Annotated in this window: 16 protein-coding genes; 1 reads left to right on the forward strand and 15 read right to left on the reverse strand. The window is 58.3% G+C overall.

Annotated elements, in window-relative coordinates; genetic code table 11:
- Window positions 1-12: 12 nt before the first annotated feature.
- Window positions 13-1491, forward strand: coding sequence for a glutamate synthase subunit beta (locus ACNSPV_RS11385; protein WP_348583352.1), 1479 nt, complete (start codon window positions 13-15; stop codon window positions 1489-1491).
- Window positions 1492-1670: 179 nt separating this feature from the next.
- Here the strand turns inward: ACNSPV_RS11385 and ACNSPV_RS11390 are convergent, their stop codons facing one another.
- The 15 genes from ACNSPV_RS11390 to ACNSPV_RS11460 all read right to left on the reverse strand — a co-directional run bounded on the left by ACNSPV_RS11390 (window position 1671) and on the right by ACNSPV_RS11460 (window position 20759).
- Window positions 1671-3371, reverse strand: a complete 1701-nt coding sequence (locus tag ACNSPV_RS11390) for a PASTA domain-containing protein (RefSeq protein ID WP_348583349.1) — start codon at window positions 3369-3371, stop codon at window positions 1671-1673.
- A 110-nt stretch (window positions 3372-3481) separates the two neighbouring features.
- Window positions 3482-4705 carry a U32 family peptidase gene (locus ACNSPV_RS11395; protein ID WP_348583348.1) on the reverse strand — a complete coding sequence of 408 codons (1224 nt, stop codon included), beginning with the start codon at window positions 4703-4705 and terminating at the stop codon, window positions 3482-3484.
- Between the two features lie 14 nt (window positions 4706-4719).
- The gene (gene mltG / locus ACNSPV_RS11400; RefSeq protein ID WP_348583347.1) at window positions 4720-5865 is read right to left on the reverse strand and encodes an endolytic transglycosylase MltG; all 1146 of its coding nucleotides are present in this window, start codon (window positions 5863-5865) and stop codon (window positions 4720-4722) included.
- Window positions 5866-5883: 18 nt separating this feature from the next.
- Window positions 5884-6699 (reverse strand): hypothetical protein, encoded by an 816-nt coding sequence (locus ACNSPV_RS11405; protein WP_348583346.1) that lies wholly within the window; start codon window positions 6697-6699, stop codon window positions 5884-5886.
- A gap of 306 nt (window positions 6700-7005) precedes the next feature.
- A complete protein-coding gene (locus ACNSPV_RS11410) occupies window positions 7006-7671 on the reverse strand; it encodes a dTMP kinase (protein WP_348583344.1) in 666 nt (221 codons plus the stop codon).
- Complete coding sequence (gene thyX, locus ACNSPV_RS11415) at window positions 7668-8447, reverse strand: FAD-dependent thymidylate synthase (protein ID WP_249236800.1); 780 nt, start codon at window positions 8445-8447, stop codon at window positions 7668-7670. The genes ACNSPV_RS11410 and thyX overlap by 4 nt, the downstream gene beginning before the upstream one ends.
- Before the next feature lie 7 nt (window positions 8448-8454).
- Window positions 8455-11136: an ATP-dependent helicase gene (locus tag ACNSPV_RS11420; protein ID WP_348583341.1), complete on the reverse strand. Its 2682-nt coding sequence runs from the start codon at window positions 11134-11136 to the stop codon at window positions 8455-8457.
- A gap of 402 nt (window positions 11137-11538) precedes the next feature.
- Window positions 11539-12747, reverse strand: coding sequence for a sodium ion-translocating decarboxylase subunit beta (locus ACNSPV_RS11425; protein ID WP_348583340.1), 1209 nt, complete (start codon window positions 12745-12747; stop codon window positions 11539-11541).
- A gap of 15 nt (window positions 12748-12762) precedes the next feature.
- A complete protein-coding gene (locus tag ACNSPV_RS11430) occupies window positions 12763-13122 on the reverse strand; it encodes an OadG family transporter subunit (RefSeq protein ID WP_348583338.1) in 360 nt (119 codons plus the stop codon).
- Window positions 13123-13309: 187 nt separating this feature from the next.
- Window positions 13310-14335 (reverse strand): rod shape-determining protein, encoded by a 1026-nt coding sequence (locus ACNSPV_RS11435; protein WP_249236805.1) that lies wholly within the window; start codon window positions 14333-14335, stop codon window positions 13310-13312.
- Window positions 14336-14487: 152 nt separating this feature from the next.
- Complete coding sequence (locus tag ACNSPV_RS11440; RefSeq protein ID WP_348583335.1) at window positions 14488-16707, reverse strand: ATP-dependent RecD-like DNA helicase; 2220 nt, start codon at window positions 16705-16707, stop codon at window positions 14488-14490.
- A 129-nt stretch (window positions 16708-16836) separates the two neighbouring features.
- Entirely contained in the window at window positions 16837-17493 is a 657-nt protein-coding gene (locus ACNSPV_RS11445; protein ID WP_348583333.1) for a hypothetical protein, read from the reverse strand.
- A 192-nt stretch (window positions 17494-17685) separates the two neighbouring features.
- Window positions 17686-19059: an MATE family efflux transporter gene (locus tag ACNSPV_RS11450; protein WP_348583332.1), complete on the reverse strand. Its 1374-nt coding sequence runs from the start codon at window positions 19057-19059 to the stop codon at window positions 17686-17688.
- A 251-nt stretch (window positions 19060-19310) separates the two neighbouring features.
- Window positions 19311-20093 carry an amino acid ABC transporter ATP-binding protein gene (locus tag ACNSPV_RS11455; protein ID WP_339395831.1) on the reverse strand — a complete coding sequence of 261 codons (783 nt, stop codon included), beginning with the start codon at window positions 20091-20093 and terminating at the stop codon, window positions 19311-19313.
- Window positions 20094-20114: 21 nt separating this feature from the next.
- Window positions 20115-20759 (reverse strand): amino acid ABC transporter permease, encoded by a 645-nt coding sequence (locus tag ACNSPV_RS11460; protein WP_005938622.1) that lies wholly within the window; start codon window positions 20757-20759, stop codon window positions 20115-20117.
- Window positions 20760-20818: the final 59 nt, after the last annotated feature.

Raw genomic sequence — 20818 nt, forward strand, 5'->3', positions numbered from 1 at the left:
GAGGGCAGCGTTATGGGTAAGACAACTGGATTTATCGACTATACGCGCAAAACCAGCACGGATGTTCCGCCGCTGGAACGCATTGAAAACTTTAACGAATTTCACGTCTGGCTCTCCCGCGAGGAGCAGCAGACGCAGGCAGCACGCTGCATGGACTGCGGTGTTCCCTTCTGTCAGGCCGGCATGATGATCGGCGGTATGGCCTCCGGCTGCCCGCTGAATAACCTCATCCCGGAGTGGAACGACCTTGTTTACCATGGCAAATGGGAGCTGGCCATGCATCGGCTGATGGCTACCAACCGTTTTCCGGAGTTCACCAGCCGGGTGTGCCCTGCCCTGTGTGAAGCAGCCTGCACCTGCGGCGATGTGACCGGCAGCAGCGTGACCGTGCGCGAGAACGAGCACGCCATTATTGAGACGGCTTACGCCAAGGGCTGGCTGCACGCCGCACCGCCGCCCTCCCGCACCGGCAAGAGCGTAGCCGTGGTGGGCAGCGGCCCCTCCGGCCTTTCGGTAGCCGAATACCTGAACAAGCGCGGCCACGCGGTGACTGTGTTCGAGCGTGCCGACCGCGTGGGCGGCCTGCTGATGTACGGCATTCCCAACATGAAGCTGGACAAATCCGTCATCGAGCGCCGGGTGAAGATCATGCAGGCCGAGGGCGTGGAGTTCCGCACCAACATGGACGTGGGCGGTGCGGTCGCCGCCGAAGAACTGCTGAACAGTTTTGACGCCGTGGTTCTGTGCTGCGGTGCCAAGAAGGCCCGCGACCTGAACGTACCGGGTCGTGACGCCAACGGAGTGCACTTTGCGGTGGACTACCTGACCAGCGTGACCAGAAGCCTGCTGGACAGCCAGTTTGCAGATGGCAAAGCCATCGATGCCAAGGGCAGGAATGTTCTGGTCATCGGCGGCGGCGACACCGGCAACGACTGTCAGGGTACGGCCCTGCGTCAGGGCTGCACCGATCTGGTGGCTCTGGAAATGATGCCTCAGCCGCCCAAGGAGCGTGCAGCTTCCAACCCGTGGCCGGAATGGCCCCGTGTGCTGAAGGTGGACTACGGCCAGACCGAGTGCCTTGCCAAGTTCGGCAAGGATCCCCGCGTTTACCAGACCACCGTGAAGGAATTCCTGAAGGACGATGCCGGCAATCTGACCGGTGCCGTGATCAGTTACCTGAAGCCGGAGCGGGATCCCGAGACCGGCCGCACCAACATGGTGCCTACCGGCGAAGAATTCACCTACAACTGCCAGCTGGCGTTCATCGCCGCAGGCTTTACCGGCTGCGAAAACTACGTAGCCGATGCATTCGGCGTTGAGCTGACCGCACGCGGCAACGTGGCAGACCACACCTTCAAGACCAATGTAGAAAAGGTGTTCGTCTGCGGCGATATGCGCCGCGGCCAGAGCCTTGTGGTCTGGGGCCTGCGCGAAGGCCGCGACTGCGCCGCCGAGGTTGACCGCTATCTGATGGGCTACACCAACCTGTAAGCTCCGTAAGGCGGCAGCTGCATTTTTTAACCAAGCCATTCTCTTTCCTATCCTAAACAAGCAGAAGCGGGAGCCTGAAAAGGCTCCCGCTTCTGCTTTTGTTATTCTGTTATCGGCAGCGTCCTCGCCCTCTCCGTCACGCCTTACGGCTCGTCAGTGCCTGAGAGGGCGAGCCTATTTTAATCCGTATCTACCGCCGGGTCGGCAGCACCTGCCGCAGGCGTTTCCGGCTCCGTGGTGGGTTCTGTCGCTGCAGGCTCCTCCGGCGTGACCGTGATCTGCACGCTGGGGTCTGCCGCGATATATACCGTAATGACCGTGCCCACCTCTACACGAGTGCCGGGTTCCTCGCTGGTGCGCACGACACAGCCCGATGCATAGGAGCCATCGTTCACCACCATAAAGCAGCTGGCCACAAGGCCCCGGGCTTCCAGCTCCTTCACTGCGCCATCCTGCGTAAAGCCGATGATGTTGGGTATTTCCACCATCTGCGGGCCTTTACTCACCACCAGACGGATAGTCTCCCCTGCCTTGAGCACGGTGTCTGCATCCGGCTGCTGCTGGATGATCTGGCCCGCCGGGGCGGTGTCGCTGTATTCCTCGGTGACGTAGAACAGATACATGCTGGTGTACTCCCGGTTGTTCTGCACCTGCGTGTAGTCCATGCCGATAAAGTTCGGCACAAGGTTCTGCGGCACCATCACTTCGCTGCTGGCAGGCTCCGGCTCCACTGCCGAGGAGGCGGACTCATTTTTACGGCCCAGAATGCCCCACAGCGTGAGCAGGATCAGAATGGAAAGCAGGATCAGGATACCCGCCAGCAGTGCTTTCAGGCTGAGCAGATGCTCCTTGCGTTCCGGTTCCGGCGGGGCCGTGCGCACAGGAGTCTCCGGTTTCATGGTGCGGGTGAGCTCTGCCGTGTATTCCTTGGAGGAAAGGGCCTGATACAGCTGCGGCACGGTCTGGATGCGCTCCATGGGCCGCAGGCGCAGGCCAAGCTGCAGCACCTGCGAAACATACAGCGGCAAGCTGCCGTTAACGGACTTTGCCCTCGGGTTGGAGTCTGCGACCACACGCTGTGCTGCAGGCACCGGAGCCTGCCCGCACACCATGCGGTAAAACACCGCTGCAAGGCTGTATTCATCGGTATAGCGGCCCTCGAACTGTGCAGTGGAGTATTGTTCCGGGGCAGAATACCCCTCATAGAGCTGCTCGTGCAGGCCGCTCCCCGCTGTGCGCAGACCCACTGTGGCGTAGCCCGCCAGACGGCAGCGGCCGTTTTCCATCACCCGGATGTTCTCCGGGCAGATGCCCCGGTGCACCAGACCGATCTTGTGCATTGCAGCCACGCCCTCAAATACCGGCTGCAGCATCGCACAGGCGTCGTCCGGACGGATGGGGCCGGGGTGGTTTTCCAGCCACTGATCCAGCGGGGTCCCGCCCGGATTTTCCAGCACGGCATAGACGGTGTTGTTCGTTTCCACCACATCCAGCACCGCTTCCAGACCGTTTGCCGGTGTGATGCGCTGGATGGAGTGGTACAGATCTGCAAAATCCATACGTGTGGTCTTGAACAGCACCTCGCTGCCGGTCTTGGGGCGGAGCACACTGCCGACGGTACGTTCTGCCGTGAGGGTGATTGGCAGGTACTCTTTGATGGTCACCCGGAAGCGGCCCAGATTTTCTGCGCCGCGGTACAGGATGCCCTCACCATCGATGCTGAGCATTTCCCCTACGGTGTAGCGCCCGGCCAGCACCGTTCCCACCGGCAGTGTGCCGCCGGGGTTGCGTCCGGCAAAGCTTTTGCCGCAGTGCGGGCAGCTTTGTGCTCCATCGGGCAGCGGCTGCAGGCAGTAGGGGCACAGGCGTGTTGCTTCCATAGTCTCTTTTTCCTCTTAAATCAATGATCTTTCGCTGCGTCTCTGTTTGGCCCAAAATATGGCTCAGGATCCATTTTTGCAGGCAGAGTGCGCCGAATGGACGCAGCTTTTTACACCGTCTTGCGGCGCAGCAGGCTCATGGGCGGCAGCTCCGGCGTGGGAATGGTGTATTTTTCCATGGCGTGGGGGGTGCTTTCCACCCGCTCCCCGGCTTCGTTCTCGATCCACTCGGGGCTCAGCGGGATGCTGCGGCCATCCGGACAAAGGGCCTCCAGCGTATCCCCAAGGCTCCATTTGCCGCGCTGCTGGCAGGAAGCAACGCCGTTCTCCCAGCCTTCCACAGTGCCCACAAACTCCCACTCGCGGATGTAAGTGGCACTGTCGGTAGCCTGTCTGGCCTGCTCGCGGCCAAAGTAGAAGCCGGGCGAGTAGTGGCGGTGGCTGGTACGGGTGAGCTCCTCGTACACCTCGGCAGGCAGCTCAAAGTTGTCGTTAGCGGGGTCTGCCAGATAGGCGTCCAGCGCCTTGCGGTAGGCAGCGGTAACGCTGGCCACATAATAGAAGGTCTTGGCGCGGCCTTCGATCTTCAGGCTGTCCACACCTGCCTTGCAAATCAGGTCAAGGAAGGGGGCAGTGCACATATCGTTTGCGTTGAGGATGTAGCTCCCGTTCTCGTTCTCGCCGATCTCGTACAGCTGCCCCGGGCGGGTTTCCTCGCTCAGGTAGTACTTCCAGCGGCAGGGCTGGGCGCACTGGCCGCGGTTGGCATCGCGGCCCGCCATATAGTTGGAAAGCAGGCACCGGCCCGAGACACTCATGCACATTGCGCCATGCACAAAGGCTTCGATCTCCAGCTCTGGCGGCGTTTTATCGCGCAGGATGGCGATATCCTGCAGGGTCATTTCACGGGCAAGAACCACGCGCTTTGCGCCCATATTGTAGGCAGCGCGGGCCGCAGCCCAGTTGGTAATGCCCGTCTGGGTGGACATATGCACATCGATCTCCGGTGCAAAGGTCTTGCAGGCATCCAGCACGCCCAGATCTGCGACGATGAAGGCGTCCACACCGGCCTTGGCCGCTTCCTTGATGGCCTCGGGCAGACGGTCTGCTTCCTCATTGGTGGGCAGGGTGTTCATGGTCAGGTAGACCTTGCGGCCCCGGGCATGGGCATAGATGACGCCCTCTGCCAACTGTTCCGGTGTAAAATTGGCCGGTGCCGACCGCATGCCAAATTCAGGCAGGCCGCAGTAGACGGCGTCGGCACCGTAGTTGATGGCATAGCGCAGGCGTTCCAGATCGCCTGCCGGAGCCAGCAGTTCCGGGATTTGCAACATAATTCAAATTCCTCTCATTTTTCCGTATTCATAGATTTGTTCACCGCCGCTGCGGTCTTGCAGTTGGCGTTGTGTTCGCTCAGGGTATGCGCATAGTAATAGCTGCCTTTGAGGTCGGTGACAAAGAAATACGCGTTCTTTGCAGCCTCATCCGGCTCAGGGGTAAGCGCAGCCTTGATAGCCGCAAGGCCGGGGTTTGAAATCGGCCCGGCAGGCAGGCCGGTGCGGCTGTAGGTATCATACGCAGCCACGATATTTTCCGGGATCTTATCCCAGCCGCCATAGTAGGGTGCCACCCAGTTCCAGAGATAATTGTTGTCATCGTCGCTCTGGATGTGGCTGGAGGTGTTGCTCTGCAGGCGCGGATAGGGTGAGCCATCGGCCAGACGGTTGCGGAACACCTGCGCCACATTGGAGTCCTGACTGTTTCCTGCTTCCTCCTGAACAAACGATGCCAGTGTGATCAGCTCCGGCAGGGTCATATCCTGCTTTTCGAGTTCTGCGTACATTTCCTCTGTGATCTGTGCATCGAACTGCGCATAGAAGGTTGCCACATAGTTGTGCACAGTATCATCCTTCAAAAATTCGTAGGTGTCCGGGAAGAGATAGCCCTCGCACTTCATAAAGCGGTCAGGGGCGTCTACATCGTCCGGCACATACTGCCAGAAGGTGTACTTGCTGAAATCGCCCTCGTTGGCTTCCTTCAAAAAATCCTCCGCGCTGCACAGACCCGCAGCTTCCATCTTCTGGGCGATGGCAATGGCAGTCGTTCCCTCCGGAATGGTCACGCGCACCGTCTCGGCTTTGGCGTAGGTGGACAGGGCCGCAATGATGGCATCATAAGAACAGGCACTCTTTTGCAGGGTGAAATCGCCATACTGCAGCTTTGACGCCGCACCCTTTTGCCCCACATACCAGCGGAACAGATAGGCCGAGCGGATCACACCCGCATCCTTGAGCTTTTGCGCAATGGCAGAAACGCCGCTGCCCTGCGGGATGCTCACCGTTACCTCCGCACCGGGTCTGCCATTGCCGCTGATTTCATTGCGCGCAAACAGCAGCGCCCCGCCAACGGCCAGTGCCAGCAGTACCACCAGCACCAGCAGGATCTTCCATACACCACCCTTTTTGCGGGCGGCTTGAGAGCTTTTTTGTGCCATATGCACTCCTTATTTATATCAGTTTTCCAGCATCAGACGCATGTAGCTTTCGCTCACATCGAAGGGTTCCGCATCGAAGCGGATCATCCCGTATTCCTGCCGCTTGCCCTCGCCGAGGAACAGCGGTTGCGCTGCGCCCACGGTGATGACTGCCTTTTCCACGATTACTTCCTTCTCGCGGGCAGCTTCCATCAGTACTTCGGCAGCGCGGTCATTGTCAGCCTGCAGCTCCACAAAATAGAGGGTGTCTTCCTTGCGGAAATAGATGCCGTATGCCTGTTCTGTAGAAACGATGGTTGCACCGGCAGAATAGAGGTCGCCCAGCACCACCGCCATGCGCTCCGGGCTGAACTGCACCGTATCGGGCCAGAAACGCTCCCGCAGCTCGCACAGCTTTTTGGCTGTGACCGAGTCAAATTCCGCCTGACTCCACAAGTTGCGCTCCACCTCGCGGGGCAGACACCGCAGCGGGAATGCCCATGCAAAGCCCTTGTCCTGCAAAAACGCAGCCTGCTCCGGGCCAGTGGGCACGGCCACTGTAAAGCCTGCGCCGCGCAGCTTCTGTTGGGCACACAGATAATCCAGCAAGCCCGCCAGGATCAGGCTTCCCTCGCCGCACAGGCCATATAAATAGGTACCGGTGCGGCCCTGCAGCGTGACAGGAACTGCCAGCGCCACAGCTGCGATCTCGTCGTTTTCTTCTGCGACATAGACGTTCTGGTCGCCTGCAAACTGCTCAATGGCCTTTTTGGCAAATTCTTCCGATTCATTGCGCTGGCTCTGCCACAAGGCCAGCACTGCCGGTTTATCTTCCGGCTGCATCAAACGATACATCTGTCAGGATACCCCCTCTTATCGAAATTTATGTATGTCAGAAACACTGTCATCAGTCTGCGGGTCGGTAGTTTCTCCGAAGACCGTCCGCCGGAGTGGGGCCCTGTTGCTGTAGGCAACAGGGCGGGCGATGGAATGGTTTGCAACAACAGTGACCGCCGCCAGTGGCGGAAATAGGGAGCTGTTGTTAGGGCCGCGGCCAGCGAGATGCAAGCGGATGCGAAGCAGCTGCTGGGTGCCGCAACCCGTATTTCGTGTCTGAGGAGAAAGCTGCCGACACACAGGCCCTGCAAACTTGTTCGTCTTTTAGTTTTTTAGAACGATTTTTTGCACTTCGGCCTGAATATCTTCGATGCTGCGCATGTTGTCCCCGCTGGTGCAATGCACGACGGCCCAGCCAAGGTGCGCGGCACAATACTCGGCGGCGCGGCGGCTGCGGGCAAGATACTCTGTGTCCTTCTCGTGCACATCCTTCTTGCTCTCGTCGCCGTGGTAGCGCTGGGTCATAAGCTTTTGGCTCACGGCGGGGTCTACCTGTAAGTAGATCACCTCATCCGGCGCAGGCAGGCCCAGCAGATGGAATTCAAAATCAAACAGCCAGCCAAGAAAGCTTTCCCACTGCTCTGGCGGCAGCTTGGAGCACTGGTGCACCGCATTGGAGGTGGTGTACCGGTCTGCAATGACGATGCCGCCGTTCTCGTAAAAGCTGCCCCAGTCTTTTTTGTAGCTGGCGTAGCGATCCACCGCGTAAAAGCTGGAGGCCGCGTAGGCGTTCACATCGTCCGGATGCTGACCGAACTGCCCGGCCAGATACATTTTTACAAGAGCGCTGGAGTCACTGCCGTAGTCCGGGAAGCTCACCTCGCGCACCGCAAGGCCCTGTGCAGCCAGATACCCGGCCAGCAGCTTTGCCTGCGTGGCCTTTCCGCTGCCGTCCAGTCCTTCAATGGCGATCAGTTTTCCCTTGCTCATACGCCTGCAGCCTCCTTGATGGATGCATATTTTGCGCGCACCTCAGCGGTTTTTCCGCAGCACATTTTTCCCTCCGGGCAGGGGCCGCTCACGCAGGCCGGGCCGGACTTTGCAAAGATATGCGGTGCCACCGGATACACCAGCCCAAACATCTTTTCGGCCAGCTCCCGGATCTCCCACTGGGCACGGCTGCAGCAGCGCAGGTGGAAAAAGTTCTGCAGGCTGCGGGCGTTCATCGTGACCACCATCTTGGTCTCGCAGGCGTTGGGCAGCACAAAGCGGGCGTCCTCGTTGGCCTGCTTGCTGGCCTTGGCGCGGGCCTGCTTTTCGGGCATTCCTTCGGCCATCAGGCGGGCGGTGTGGCCCTCTTCCAGTTTGTGAGCCAGATCAAGATAACGTCTGGCGTCCTCTTCCATACTGGCAAGGAAAGCCGCCTTTGCTTCCGGGATGGCTTCGATCTCCGGCGGCACCACATAGCGGAAATCATCCAGCCGCACATAGCGCTGGCTCTGCACGCTGAAGGACGCGATACGGTGGCGGGTGATCTGGGCAAGCAGGGTGCGGCTGACCCCCTCGATGCCAAAGGTGAAGCTGGCGTGCTCAATGGGGCTGGCATGGCCCAGATCGCTGAGCATCGTCAGGAATTTTGCAGTTTTTTCTTCGTCCAGCCCGTCCAGCAGATCGGTGATGTGGGCATCGGAATAGCACAGCTTTGCCGCTGCGGCCACTACCTTTTCGGGTTCCGGGGTATGGGCAATCAAACGAACAGTCATCATAAGTTTGTTATTCCTCCGCAGTGATTTTGGTGAGGGGTGCAAAATTGGCCATGGTCTTTTTGATGCCTACCTTTTCAAAGTTGATCTCCACGATTTGATCTCCGGCGGCGGGCTTCACAGCCACCACCTGACCCCGGCCGAACACCTTGTGCTCCACAATGTCGCCGGGTTCGTAGTGTTTGGGGCCGGCAGAGGCCGGTTTCTGGGCAGGAGCGCCTGTAAAGGAAATATGCTTTTCAGCTTTTTTCTGCGCTGCACCGCTGTAATTTCCAGAGCCATATTGAGAACCATAGCCTGCACCATAACCAGTGCTTCCACCACTGCGGCCGTAGCCAGAACCGTAGCCGCCGGTGCTGCCGCCCCGGTTTGCGTAGGCAGAGCCAAAGCCGCGGATCTCGCCTGCATTGTACTCCCGGTTCAGATAACCGCTGCGGCTGCCTGCGCTGTAGCCGTTCCCGTAACCGCCTGCGCTGCGGCCCCAGCCGGACGGCCCGGAATAGCCGGATGCGCCGCCGGGCACCGTATCACTATAGCTGTCACCCCAACCGCCAAAGCGGGAGCGCTGTTCCAGCACCGGGCTGCGGGTCTCCTCGATATACTCCGGCTCGATCTCCCGCAAAAAGCGGCTGGGCTCATTGCGTTGGGTGCGGCCATAGAGCATCCGGGAAACGCTGTTGGAGATGTACAGCTCCTTTTTGGCGCGGGTAATGCCCACATAAGCCAGACGGCGTTCCTCTTCAAGGTCTGCTTCGGAATACTTGCTCATCTCACTGGGGAACACGCCCTCTTCCATTCCAATGAGGAACACGTAAGGGAATTCAAGGCCTTTTGCAGAGTGAATGGTCATCAGCACCACCTGATCTGCGCTCTCGTTGTAGCTGTCGATATCGCTGATGAGGGCGATGTCTTCCAGATAGCCTTCCAGCGTGGCTTCCTCGCCGTGCTGGTCGCAGTAGTTCTTGACGTTGTTCACCAGCTGACCAAGGTTCTGCAGGCGGTCTGCCGCGTCCTCGTGGCCCTTGGCAGCGTCCGCTTCCAGCATTGCCTTATAGCCGGTCAGCTCGATCACATCGGATGCAAATTCGTCCAGCGTGCGGGTCTCCAGAGAGTCCTGCAGGCGCTGGTAGATCTGCCAGAACTTGAGCAGTGGCATTACGGCACGGCTGAGCTTTGCGTACTGGTCGGCGTGGCTGATGATATCCAGCATACTCACACCCTCCTGCCCGGCCAGATCGGCAATGACCTCCACGGTAGTGGCACCGATCTTGCGGGCAGGCTCGTTGATGATGCGGCGCAGGCGCACATCATCGCGCGGGTTCGCTACAATAGACATATAGGAGTGGATATCCTTGACCTCTTTGCGGTCATTGAAGCGCTGGCCGCCCACGATCTTGTGAGGGATGCCCGCGCGGGTAAAGTAGCTTTCGATGGGGGCCGACTGGGCATTCATACGGTACAGAATAGCATGATCTGCCAGATGCCCGCCCGCTTTCAGGTGCTGGCCGATCACATCCGCGATGTGGCTGGCCTCATCCTGCTCATTTTCGGCGGTGTACACCTGCACCTTGTCGCCCTCGCCGTTGTCGGTCCACAAGGTCTTACCTTTGCGCTCGGTGTTGTGCTGGATGACGCAGTTGGCGGCATTCAGGATATTGGAGGTGGAGCGATAGTTCTGTTCCAGGCGAATGGTCTTTGTGCCGGGATAGAGCTTTTCAAAGTTGAGGATATTCTCAATGGTAGCCCCACGGAAGCGGTAGATGCTCTGGTCGTCATCGCCCACCACGCAGATGTTGCGCTCCGGACCGGTGAGCAGGCTGACCAGACGGAACTGCGCCACGCTGGTATCCTGATATTCGTCCACCAGCAGGTAGCGGTATTTGTTCTGGTAGAACTCCCTCACATCCGGATGTTCGGCCAGCAGCTGCACGGTCTGGTAGATGAGGTCGTCGAAATCGAAGGCACCGGCTTCCTTCAGGCGCTTTTCATAAGCGGCATAGATGCGGGCGGTCAGCGCGCCCTTGGTATCCTTTGCAGGGCTGGCAAGGGCCTGTTCCGGGCTGACCAGCTGATCCTTCCAGCGGCTCATCTGGTTGATGGCCGCTTTGATGGGCAGAAATTTGTCGTCCACATTCAGGTCTTTGTAGACCGCCTTCATTACACGCTGGGAGTCGTCCGTATCATAGATGGTAAAGCTGCGGGGATAGCCGATCTCCTCTGCCCAGCGGCGCAGGATGCGCACACAGGCCGAGTGGAAGGTGGATGCGAACACCTCATCGCCTTCTTCACCGCCCAGCATCCGGCGCAGACGCTCTTTCAGCTCCCCTGCCGCCTTGTTGGTAAAGGTGATTGCCATTACGTTCCAACTGCGCACCGCGTTCTGGCGCAGCATCCCATCCAGCCAGCCGGGCGCGGCAGTGCCTGTCATAATGGCGTTGCGCAGAGCCTTCACATCATCCTCGGTGGCCGGGCGTGGCGTCTGTCTGGAGCCGTGGGCTGAGCCGAACCGGATGAGATTGGCAATGCGGTTGACCAGCACAGTGGTCTTGCCGCTGCCCGCACCGGCCAGAATGAGCAGCGGGCCGTCAGTGGTGAACACCGCCTGCCGCTGCATATCGTTCAGGCGGCCAAACTGTTTTTCGATATAGGTATCGCGCAGAGCGCAGAATTCCTGTGTGAGATCTGTTGCCATGGTTTCCCCTGTTCCTTTTATGTTTATACTATCAAAGTACAGTATACCACATTTTAAAACGATTGAGAATAGCCGCCGCGTTCGCTCTGGCTATTTTCAGCGGAAAAAATATTTTTATAATTTGTAACTCCGAAAAGCCTGCGGGCTTTTCGGAGTTACTTTTTCACGAAAGAGGTCGTAGAGAAAAATTGCATCTGATAAAACAGCAGCCGTTTTTCGTTACGGCCTTTTTGTGAAAATGTGTTTGGAGCAGCCCGCAGGCTGCGACAAACACGAAATAAATAATATAATTTCCTTATTTTATGCCCAAAGCAAACGCGGCGGGCATTTCAAATCGTAAAACAAAAACCGCCCGGCAGCTCTTGCGAACCGACGGGCGGAAAAATGCTTTTCAGAAAGCGCTTAGCTGAAAATGTTGATCAGGATACCGGCAGCAACAGCGGAGCCGATAACGCCGGCCACGTTGGGGCCCATTGCGTGCATCAGCAGGAAGTTGGAGGGATTCTCGCTCTGACCGACCTTCTGAGAAACACGGGCAGCCATAGGCACAGCGGAAACGCCTGCAGAACCGATCAGCGGGTTCACCTGACCGCCGCTCAGCACATACATCAGCTTGCCGAACAGCACACCTGCGGCAGTGCCGAAGGAGAATGCGATCAGGCCCAGCACAATGATGAACAGGGTGCGGGTGTTCAGGAAGGTGTTTGCAGAGGTGGTGCAGCCAACAGACAGTGCCAGGAAGATGGTGATGATGTTCATCAGCTCATTGCCGGCGGTCTTCTGGATACGATCCACAACGCCGCACTCCTTCATCAGGTTGCCCAGCATCAGCATACCCACCAGAACGGCGGCATCCGGAACGATCAGGGAAACGATGATGGTGACCATGATGGGGAAGATGATCCTTTCGGTCTTGGAGACGGTGCGCAGCTGCTTCATCACGACGGTACGTTCCTTCTTGGTGGTCAGAGCCTTCATGATGGGCGGCTGAATGACGGGCACCAGAGCCATGTAGCTGTACGCCGCAACAGCGATGGAGCCCAGCAGCTCAGGAGCCAGACGGGAGGTGACGAAGATGGCAGTAGGGCCGTCTGCACCGCCGATGATGGCGATTGCAGCAGACTGCTTCTGGGTGAAGTCCACCAGACCGGTAGCGGTCAGCAGGCGAGCGCCCATATAAGTACCGAAGATACCGAACTGAGCGGCAGCGCCCAGCAGCAGGCTCTTGGGGTTGGAGATCAGGGGTGCGAAGTCGGTCATGGTGCCAATGCCCAGGAAGATCAGCGGCGGGTAGATGCCCAGCTTGACGCCCATATAGAGCATATCGGCCAGACCGCCGTTGTTCAGGATCTCCACCCACATGGGGTGTTCCAGACCGTCACCGACGAAATACTGCATGTGGATGACGCCGCTGCCGGGCAGGTTTGCCAGGATCATGCCGAATGCCATCGGCAGCAGGATCAGCGGCTCAAATTCCTTGACGATGGCCAGGTACAGCAAAAAGCAGCCCACGCAGATCATGATCGCGTACAGGTAGCCGCCCGGCTCGCCGAAGCGTGCAAAGCCGGAACTTTGGAAAATACCGACCAGAGTATCAATAAACTGTGTCATGCTCTTCCTCCTCTGTTAAAACGGTGCGGTGGTGTCATTCACGCCCGCATTGCCCCAGCCGTTCTTGCTGCGGCGCACGGCCTTGAGGGTGTACTTGCCGTTGCCCATTGCGTGGATCGCAGCCATAATGGCAGCGACCACATCACCGGGAATGCCCTCTTCCACCTGAGGAGCGGGAGCGGCTGCGGCCTGCTGCACGGGTGCAACGGGCTTTGCGGCGGGAGCCTTGGCGGCTTCCTTTGCGGCCTTTTTCTTGGTACCCATCGAATCGAAGATCTTGCCTTCCAGCGTGATGATGGCCATCAGCAGGATAAGGATCAAGAACACCAGTACGATGCCGGTAATGGTAACGACCACGTCAAAACCTAAATCCATGGTTTTCCTCCTGTTTTTCAGAATCCGCATCCGGCCCCGAGGTCGTCAGCAGAAAATCAATTTGGAAATATTATACCTTATTTTCCAATTCATTTCAATAAAAACCGACAATTTTTCTTTTTGCCGCTTTCATTCGGGTGCATGGAGAAATCGTGCCCGCCTTTTTCTCTGCTGCGGCCTGTCGGGCTTACCGGCGGCCGATGCGGGGCGTTGCGTCCATAAAACCGGTCTCCAGCTTGTCGTTCAGGCCAAGACTCATGGCCGTGCCCAGCGCCACGCAGTTCACGGGGTCGGGCGAAACCGTCACTTCCACCTTGAGCTCCTCGCTCAGGTACTCGGTCAGGCCGTGCAGCTGTGCACCGCCGCCGGTGAGCATGACACCGTTGCGGTAGATATCACCGGCCAGCTCCGGCGGGGTCTTTTCCAGCACCTGATGGGCTGCTGTGCCGATCTGCTCGCTGAGCATCATGACCGGATCGTAGAGATCATCGGTGGAAACATTCACGCGCACCGGCAGGCCGGTGAGCAGGCTGCGGCCCTTGATCTCCATGGTCTCGTGGAAATCGGTCTTCTGGGGGCAGCAGGCCACATTCTTTTTCAGTTCCTCAGCGGTACGCTGGCCGATGGCCACGCTGTACTTGTTGCGAACGAACTTGAGGATCTCCTCGTCGTAGTGGTTGCCGGCCACGCGCACACTGGTGGCCTTGACCTTACCGCCCAGACTCAGCACTGCAATATCGGTGGTGCCGCCGCCGATGTCGATGATCATACGGCCTTCCGGCTGGGTGATATCGATGCCGGAACCGAGAGCGGCGGCAATGGGCTCATCGATCAGATACACCTGACGGGCACCGGCAGCCACCACAGCTTCCACCACAGCATCGCTTTCGATGCCGGTGATCGCAGCAGGCACGCAGACTGCCACCCGGGGCTTGACCATATGGGAGTTGTATACCTGCTTGACAAAGCGGCAGATCAGCTCACGGGTCATGGTGTGGTCGCTGATAACGCCGTCTTTCAGCGGGAAGATCGCGGAAATATAGTTTGGGGTGCGGCCCACCATGGCCAGAGCCTTATCGCCGACTTCCAGCACGGTGTTTTTGCGCGTGTCCATTGCCACAACGCTGGGCTGGTTGAGTACAACGCCCTGCCCCGCCTGTGCGATGATGATGGTGGTGGTACCAAGGTCGATACCGATATCGTTCTGTGCCATAAATTCTCTGTTCCTTTCTGGTTCCTCTATCGAAACAACGGTCTGTTGATGCAGGCCGGAAATCATACCAGCTTACAGTATAGCATAGTTGCCGTAAAAAGTATACCGGTTTTGAACGGCTTCCCGGGCAGATTCTACTCTGCAGGCATCGGTCATTCCTCTGTTTTTATCTGCCCCGGCGGCAGCTCTGCCTGCAGCAGATAGCACAGGCCGCTGTAGCGCAGATTCTGGCGGACGTTTCCCATCATGCGGTTCACAACGTCCCGCCGGCCTGCCACGATGCACAGCTTGCGTGCGCGGGTGACACCGGTGTAGAACAGGTTGCGGTAGCACAGCCGCGGCGGCACCTGCGCCACCGGCAGGATCACCGCCGGGAACTCGCTGCCCTGACTCTTGTGCACCGTGATGGCGTAAGCGATCTCCAGCTCGCCCAGGTTCTCTGCCGGATAGATCAACCGTCGGTCATCCATGCGCACCACCATGGAGCGGTCACGGGGATTGATGCTCTCCACGATGCCGATATCGCCATTGTAGGCGCCCACTCCCTGTTCCCCGCCGATGCGGTTCCAGATGATCTCGTAATTGTTGCGCACCTGCATCACTTTATCGCCGACCCGGAATACCCGGGACGTGCTTTGCAGCTGAGGCTTGCCCTTCTGCTCCGGGTTGAGCAGATTCTGCAGCTCCACATTCAGCGCCTGCGTGCCGGTGGGCCCCAGCTTTGTGGGGCAGAGCACCTGAATATCCCGGATCGGGTCAAAGCCATAGCTGCGCGGCAGGCGGGTGGTAACAAGATCGCACACCAGCTTCCGGGCCGCGTCGCCGTCCGATTCCAGAAAGAAGAAGTCGTCGGTCCTGCCGCCCTTCTGCAGCGGCTCACTGCTGATGATGTGGTGGGCGTTTTCCACGATCAGGCTGCGCGCCGCCTGCCGGAAGATCTCGTTCAGGCAGACCGTGGGCACCAGCCCGGAGCGGATCACCTCGCCCAGAATGTTGCCCGGCCCCACACTGGGCAGCTGGTCGGCATCGCCCACCATGATGATGCGGCAGCTGTAGCGCAGCGCCGCAATAAGGGCCTGAAACAGCTTCACATCCACCATGCTCATTTCGTCCAGAATGACCACATCGCACTTGAGCAGGTTCTTATCGTTATGGATAAAGCTGACCACGCCGCCGGTGTAGTCCACCTCCAGCAGACGGTGGATGGTGCTGGCCTTGCGCCCGGTCAGTTCGCTCAGGCGCTTGGCTGCGCGGCCCGTGGGGGCGCACAGAGCCACCCTCTCTGCCTGATCTTCCAGCAATTGCAGGATGGCGTTGACCGTAGTGGTCTTGCCGGTGCCGGGACCGCCGGTGAGCACAAGGCAGTTCTCGGTCATGGCCTTGCGGATGGCTTCCTTCTGCAAAGGTGCATAGGCAAAGCCCTGCGTCAGTTCCAGGATCTGAATGTTTTTATCCAGCCCATGGGCAGTGTTTTTGCCCCGTTTTGTCAGCATGGCAAGCCGGGCAGCAATGTCCTCCTCGGCTTCCAGCAGGTCGGGCAGATAGATATAAGGTGTGCCATCGAACAGCTTCACCCGCAGCTCTTCGGTTCGGATGCATTCATCCAGTGCTGCGGCCAGCTTTTCCGGCGGCTGATGGATGAAGCCCGCCGCCGTTTCCAGCAGCTGGGTGCGCGGCAGGCAGGTGTGGCCGTTGCCTGCGTTGTGGCGCAGGGTGCGCAGCAGGGCTGCTTCCAGCCGCTGGGCGCAGTCGCCCTCCATATGGTAATACTGGGCGATGCTGTCCGCATGGCGGAAGTCCAGCTGCAGCGGTTCGCCGCAGAGCAGATAGGGATTTGCCGCAATGGCCTGCATGGCCCCGGGCCCAAAGGTGCGGAACACTTCCATTGCCCTGCGGGGGCTGATCTCGAACTGAGCCAGATAGGCAATGAGCTCCCGCATCCCGAACATCCGCTTGAACTCCTGCTGGATGCGGTCGGCCTTATCGGCAGAGATGCCGGGCACCTGCGTGAGCCGGACCGGGTCGTTGGCGATCACTTCCAGCGCCTCAGCCCCGAACAGATCGATGATCTTATCCGCTGTTTTGGCTCCGATATACGGCAGCGACTTGCTGGCCAGAAAGGCGTAGACAGCTTCCAGATCCTTCGGCATGTCGGTCTCGCACTCCTGTGCGTGGAACTGGCGGCCATAGGTGGCGTGGTTCTCATACCGGCCGCGGCATACCACGCTTTCGCCTGCGTGCAGTTCCCCCACGATGCCGCACACCACCGTGACCACCCCGCCGCCGGATAGTTCAAACACGGTGTAACCATTATCCTCGTTTTCATAGATGATATCTTCCACGGTGCCTTCGATCTGTTCCAGTTCTGCCATACGCTCACCTCCTGCCAGATACACAATCATATGTAGTATAACGCTTTTGGCGGGATTTGTAAATCAGAAGAGTCAACAGAAAAAAACAAAACCGGAAGCACCTTGTATGATGCTTCCGGTTTTGTTCGTTCAATCATTTATCACTCGGTCAACCGGCGGGATTGCGATCACTGCTTCATCTGCCGTGGGTTTCAGCTCAATGTTTTCCATGCCGACAATGGGTTCCACCAGAATAAAGCTCAGCTCGTTGCCATCGTAGCAGTAAGTATAGGTTGCATAAACGTTCTCCTGATGCACCTTGAGTGTTTCCGTGTCATACGTCTTATCATCTTTTTTGTATTTTCCTGCCGAAATGGAGCCAACGTTCTGATCGGTCGGCAGCGTAAAATAGCCGTAACACGCCCGGATGGAAGCAGCATAGCTATCTGCAGTCGGGCTGCCAGCCGGATACTTCCACCATTCTTTGTTGCCGCCTCTGGAACCTATCAGGTAAACATTGCCGTCACCATCCACACGCAGCTTATGGTCGGCCGCGGTCTCATATCCGGCCTGCTTACCCTTGATCGCGTATTTCAGCTCCACCTTCTGTCCACTGGCCATCATATCCGCCGTCAGGGTGTACTCCTGCGCCTTAATCCCCTTTGCATCAAAATATTGCTTGGTGCGGGAGTTCTGCCACGTCAGCTCTGCCGGACCCGCCGGGGCCGTCCCATCGCAGGCCGTCAGTCCGGTCAGGATCATCACCGCAGATAAAAGAACCGCTGCAAGCCGTTTTTTCAGTTTCATTTCGATTTTCCTCCTCAATCAAAACCTTCTGCTTCCAGAATTTTCCTTATTATCCCCCCCCCGAGGATTTTTGTCAAGGACTTTTTGAAATTTCAGCACTTTTGCAAAAAGTCGTTTTCTTCCACACAAAAAAGCCAGCCAGACCCGAAGGCCCAGCTGGCTTGTGCTATTATAAATATTCGCGCTGCCGCGTCAGGCCTTTGCCGCCTGCGCGTCGTGCGCTTTCTCGATATCCTTTTCCTTCTGCAGCTTTCTGCGCACCACAAAGTAGGCCGGGATGAGGAAGAAGCAGGCAAAGAACCACGCCACCGGGTTTGCGATGCAGGCCGCAAAGTAGCCCCACAGCGGCACGAACCAGAAGCCTACCATTGCGCGGGCCACCATTTCGGCCACGCCGGCGAACATGGCAAGGCCGGAGAAGCCCAGCCCCTGAATGGTGTAACGGTAGATGATGAGCACCGCCAGCGGGATATAAAAAACACTGTTCCAGAAGATAAAGCTCTGGGCGTTGGCCATGATCGCGGTCTCGCTGGCATCCAAAAACAGGCCGATGAGCAGCTTATCCGTCACGCGCAGGATGAGGAAGGACGCAATGCTGTATACGCAGCCGATGCCCAGTGCGGTGTTCACGCCGCGATTCACACGGCCAAGGTCTTTGGCGCCCATATTCTGGCTGGTGTAGGTGGTCATGGCGGTGCCGATGCTCTCCAGCGGCACGCTGAGGAACTGCGCCGCCTTGCCGCCTGCAGTCTGCGCAGCCACGATGTCGCTGCCGAGACCATTCACAGCGCCCTGCAGTACCACGCTGCCGATGGCCGTGATGCTGCATTGCAGGCCCATGGGGATGCCCATGTTGCACAGCTTTGCGCAGTGGGCCAGGCTGAAACGGCCCTCTTCCCTGCTCCAGCGCAGCTCCGGGTAGTGGCGCATGATGTACAGCAGACTGCCAAGGCCCGCCACCGCCTGACTGAACACGGTAGCAAAAGCCGCACCGAATGCGCCCATGTCGAATACGATGATGCACACAAGGTCAAGAGCGATGTTCAAAAAGCTTGCCACCAGCAGGAAGTACAGCGGACGCTTGCTGTCGCCCAAAGCGCGCATCAACGCACTGGTCACATTATAAAGCAGGGTGAACGGGATGCCCCAGAAAATGGTGCGGATGTAGATATCCGCAAGGTCGATGATGTTTTCCGGCGTATTCGTCCACACCAGCACCGAGCGGGTCAGTGCCACCGTAACGATGGTGAGCACCACCGCAAAAAAGATGGACAGCCACACTGTATTGGCGGTGTAACGGCGCATTTCCTTGTAATCCTTGGCACCGAAGGTCCAGGAGATCGGGATGGAAAAACCGCAGGCGATGCCGTTCACAAAGCCCAGCACCAGATAATTCAGGCCGCCCACACTGCCCACAGCCGCCAGCGCCTCCACACCCACAAAGCGGCCAACGATGATGGTATCGGCCAGATTATAGAACTGCTGGAACAGACTGCCCAGCATCAGCGGCACCGCAAACGCAAGGATCAGCTTCAGCGGGCTGCCCTGAGTCATATCCTTTGTCATGGCAAAACCTCCTACCACTCAGGGGATATCTGAAAGCAAAGCAAAGAAACAAACCATGTTTTCAGCTTTTCAGATGCGCCCCGGAAAAATCTGCTTAACGGCGTATTTTTGCCGTGAAAAACGCCCTGCCGGAAAGGGGCAGGACGTTTTGTACATTCATGAATGATATTATAGTGGAGTGACGCAGGATTTACAAGATTTGCATTGCATCAATATTTACGAATTTTTGCAGAAAGAATTGGTGATTTTGCTTATTCCGAGTAATGCGCAAGGAACTGCTTGGTGCGCTCCTCCTGCGGGTGCTCGATGAGCTGCCGGGCAGGGCCTTCCTCCACCACAACGCCGCCATCCATGAACATGATACGGTCGGCCACGTCACGGGCAAAATGCATCTCGTGGGTGACGATGATCATGGTGGTCTTGCGGTCAGCAAGGTCACGCAGAACTTTCAGCACCTCGCCGGTCAGTTCCGGGTCAAGGGCGCTGGTGGGCTCGTCGAAGCAGAGGATGTCCGGGTGCAGGGCCAGTGCGCGGGCAATGGCCACGCGCTGCTGCTGACCGCCGGAGAGCTGGTGCGGATAGTGGCCTGCACGGGCAGACAGGCCCATCTGGGCCAGAAGCTCCTGTGCCTGCTGTTCCAGCTGGGCATGGATGGCTTTTTTGTTTGCCTTGTAATCCGGGCTCTCCTTTGCCAGCAGCTCACCGGCCAGCATCACGTTCTGCAGGGCGGTGTACTGCGGAAAGAGGTTGAAGTTCTGGAATACCAGACCAAAGTGCAGCCGCTTTTTGCGCACCTCACTTTCCCGCTGGGTGGCTGGGTCGGCGGCGTCCCACATGGTCTCGCCGTTCACCTTGATGATGCCGGTATCCGGCCTCTCAAGGAAATTCAGGCAGCGCAGCAGGGTGGTCTTGCCAGAACCGGACGAGCCGATGATGGCCAGCGCCTCACCCTGTTCAAGGTTCAGCGAAATATCTTTGAGTACCTTGGTCTCGCCAAAGTTTTTGCCGATGCCGGAGGCTTCAAGCAGTGCCATGATTCAGTTTCCTTCCTTTCATCAGCGGAAATAATCCAGTTTCTTTTCAGCCCAGCCAAACAGCAAAGTCAGCGCGCCCACGAACACCAGGAAGAAGATGGCGGTGGAGAACAGCGGCCAAATCAGGCCCTTTGCACTGTATTCCTTGGCCATCATGATGATCTCCTTGTTGGCGATGGTGTTGGCCAGCGAGGTATCCTTGACGAGGGTGATGACCTCGTTGCCCATGGGGGCCAGAATGCGCTTGACCACCTGCAGCAGCGTCACCTTGAAAAAGATCTGGGTCTTGGTCATGCCCAGCACCTGACCGGCCTCGGTCTGGCCCTTGGGGACAGCCTCGATGCCGCCGCGGTAGATCTCGGAGAAGTAGCAGGCATAGTTGATGGCAAAGGCCACCACCGCCGCCACCATGCGTCCGCCGGAGCCGGAGGGCCACGGATTATTCATGCCCAGCAGGCCGGGGCCAAGGTAGATCACGATGATCTGCAGCATCAGCGGCGTACCGCGGATGACCCACACGAAAGTTTTCACCGCGCCGGAAAGCGGCTTGCACCGGCTCATGGAGCCGAAAGCGACCACCAGACCCAGCGGCAGCGCAAACAGCAGGGTCAATGCAAACAGTTCACAGTTGAGCAGAAACGCGCCGGAAAGGCGACTCAGAATCACAGACACAAGAACACACCCATCAATCCGTTTTTAACAAAGGGAACGCCCCGCTCAGGGGG

The organism is Faecalibacterium sp. 3 (assembly GCF_048323735.1).
Taxonomy (GTDB): Bacteria; Bacillota; Clostridia; order Oscillospirales; family Ruminococcaceae; genus Faecalibacterium; species Faecalibacterium wellingii.

Coding starts and splice junctions, on each gene's coding strand:
- ACNSPV_RS11405 (WP_348583346.1), bottom strand. CDS start 6,699: ATGTATCGTTTGATGCAGCCGGAAGATAAACCGGCAGTGCTGGCCTTG.
- ACNSPV_RS11435 (WP_249236805.1), bottom strand. CDS start 14,335: ATGGCACAGAACGATATCGGTATCGACCTTGGTACCACCACCATCATC.
- ACNSPV_RS11440 (WP_348583335.1), bottom strand. CDS start 16,707: ATGGCAGAACTGGAACAGATCGAAGGCACCGTGGAAGATATCATCTAT.
- ACNSPV_RS11430 (WP_348583338.1), bottom strand. CDS start 13,122: ATGGATTTAGGTTTTGACGTGGTCGTTACCATTACCGGCATCGTACTG.
- ACNSPV_RS11445 (WP_348583333.1), bottom strand. CDS start 17,493: ATGAAACTGAAAAAACGGCTTGCAGCGGTTCTTTTATCTGCGGTGATG.
- ACNSPV_RS11450 (WP_348583332.1), bottom strand. CDS start 19,059: ATGACAAAGGATATGACTCAGGGCAGCCCGCTGAAGCTGATCCTTGCG.
- thyX (WP_249236800.1), bottom strand. CDS start 8,447: ATGATGACTGTTCGTTTGATTGCCCATACCCCGGAACCCGAAAAGGTA.
- ACNSPV_RS11410 (WP_348583344.1), bottom strand. CDS start 7,671: ATGAGCAAGGGAAAACTGATCGCCATTGAAGGACTGGACGGCAGCGGA.
- ACNSPV_RS11425 (WP_348583340.1), bottom strand. CDS start 12,747: ATGACACAGTTTATTGATACTCTGGTCGGTATTTTCCAAAGTTCCGGC.
- ACNSPV_RS11390 (WP_348583349.1), bottom strand. CDS start 3,371: ATGGAAGCAACACGCCTGTGCCCCTACTGCCTGCAGCCGCTGCCCGAT.
- mltG (WP_348583347.1), bottom strand. CDS start 5,865: ATGGCACAAAAAAGCTCTCAAGCCGCCCGCAAAAAGGGTGGTGTATGG.
- ACNSPV_RS11385 (WP_348583352.1), top strand. CDS start 13: ATGGGTAAGACAACTGGATTTATCGACTATACGCGCAAAACCAGCACG.
- ACNSPV_RS11455 (WP_339395831.1), bottom strand. CDS start 20,093: ATGGCACTGCTTGAAGCCTCCGGCATCGGCAAAAACTTTGGCGAGACC.
- ACNSPV_RS11420 (WP_348583341.1), bottom strand. CDS start 11,136: ATGGCAACAGATCTCACACAGGAATTCTGCGCTCTGCGCGATACCTAT.
- ACNSPV_RS11395 (WP_348583348.1), bottom strand. CDS start 4,705: ATGTTGCAAATCCCGGAACTGCTGGCTCCGGCAGGCGATCTGGAACGC.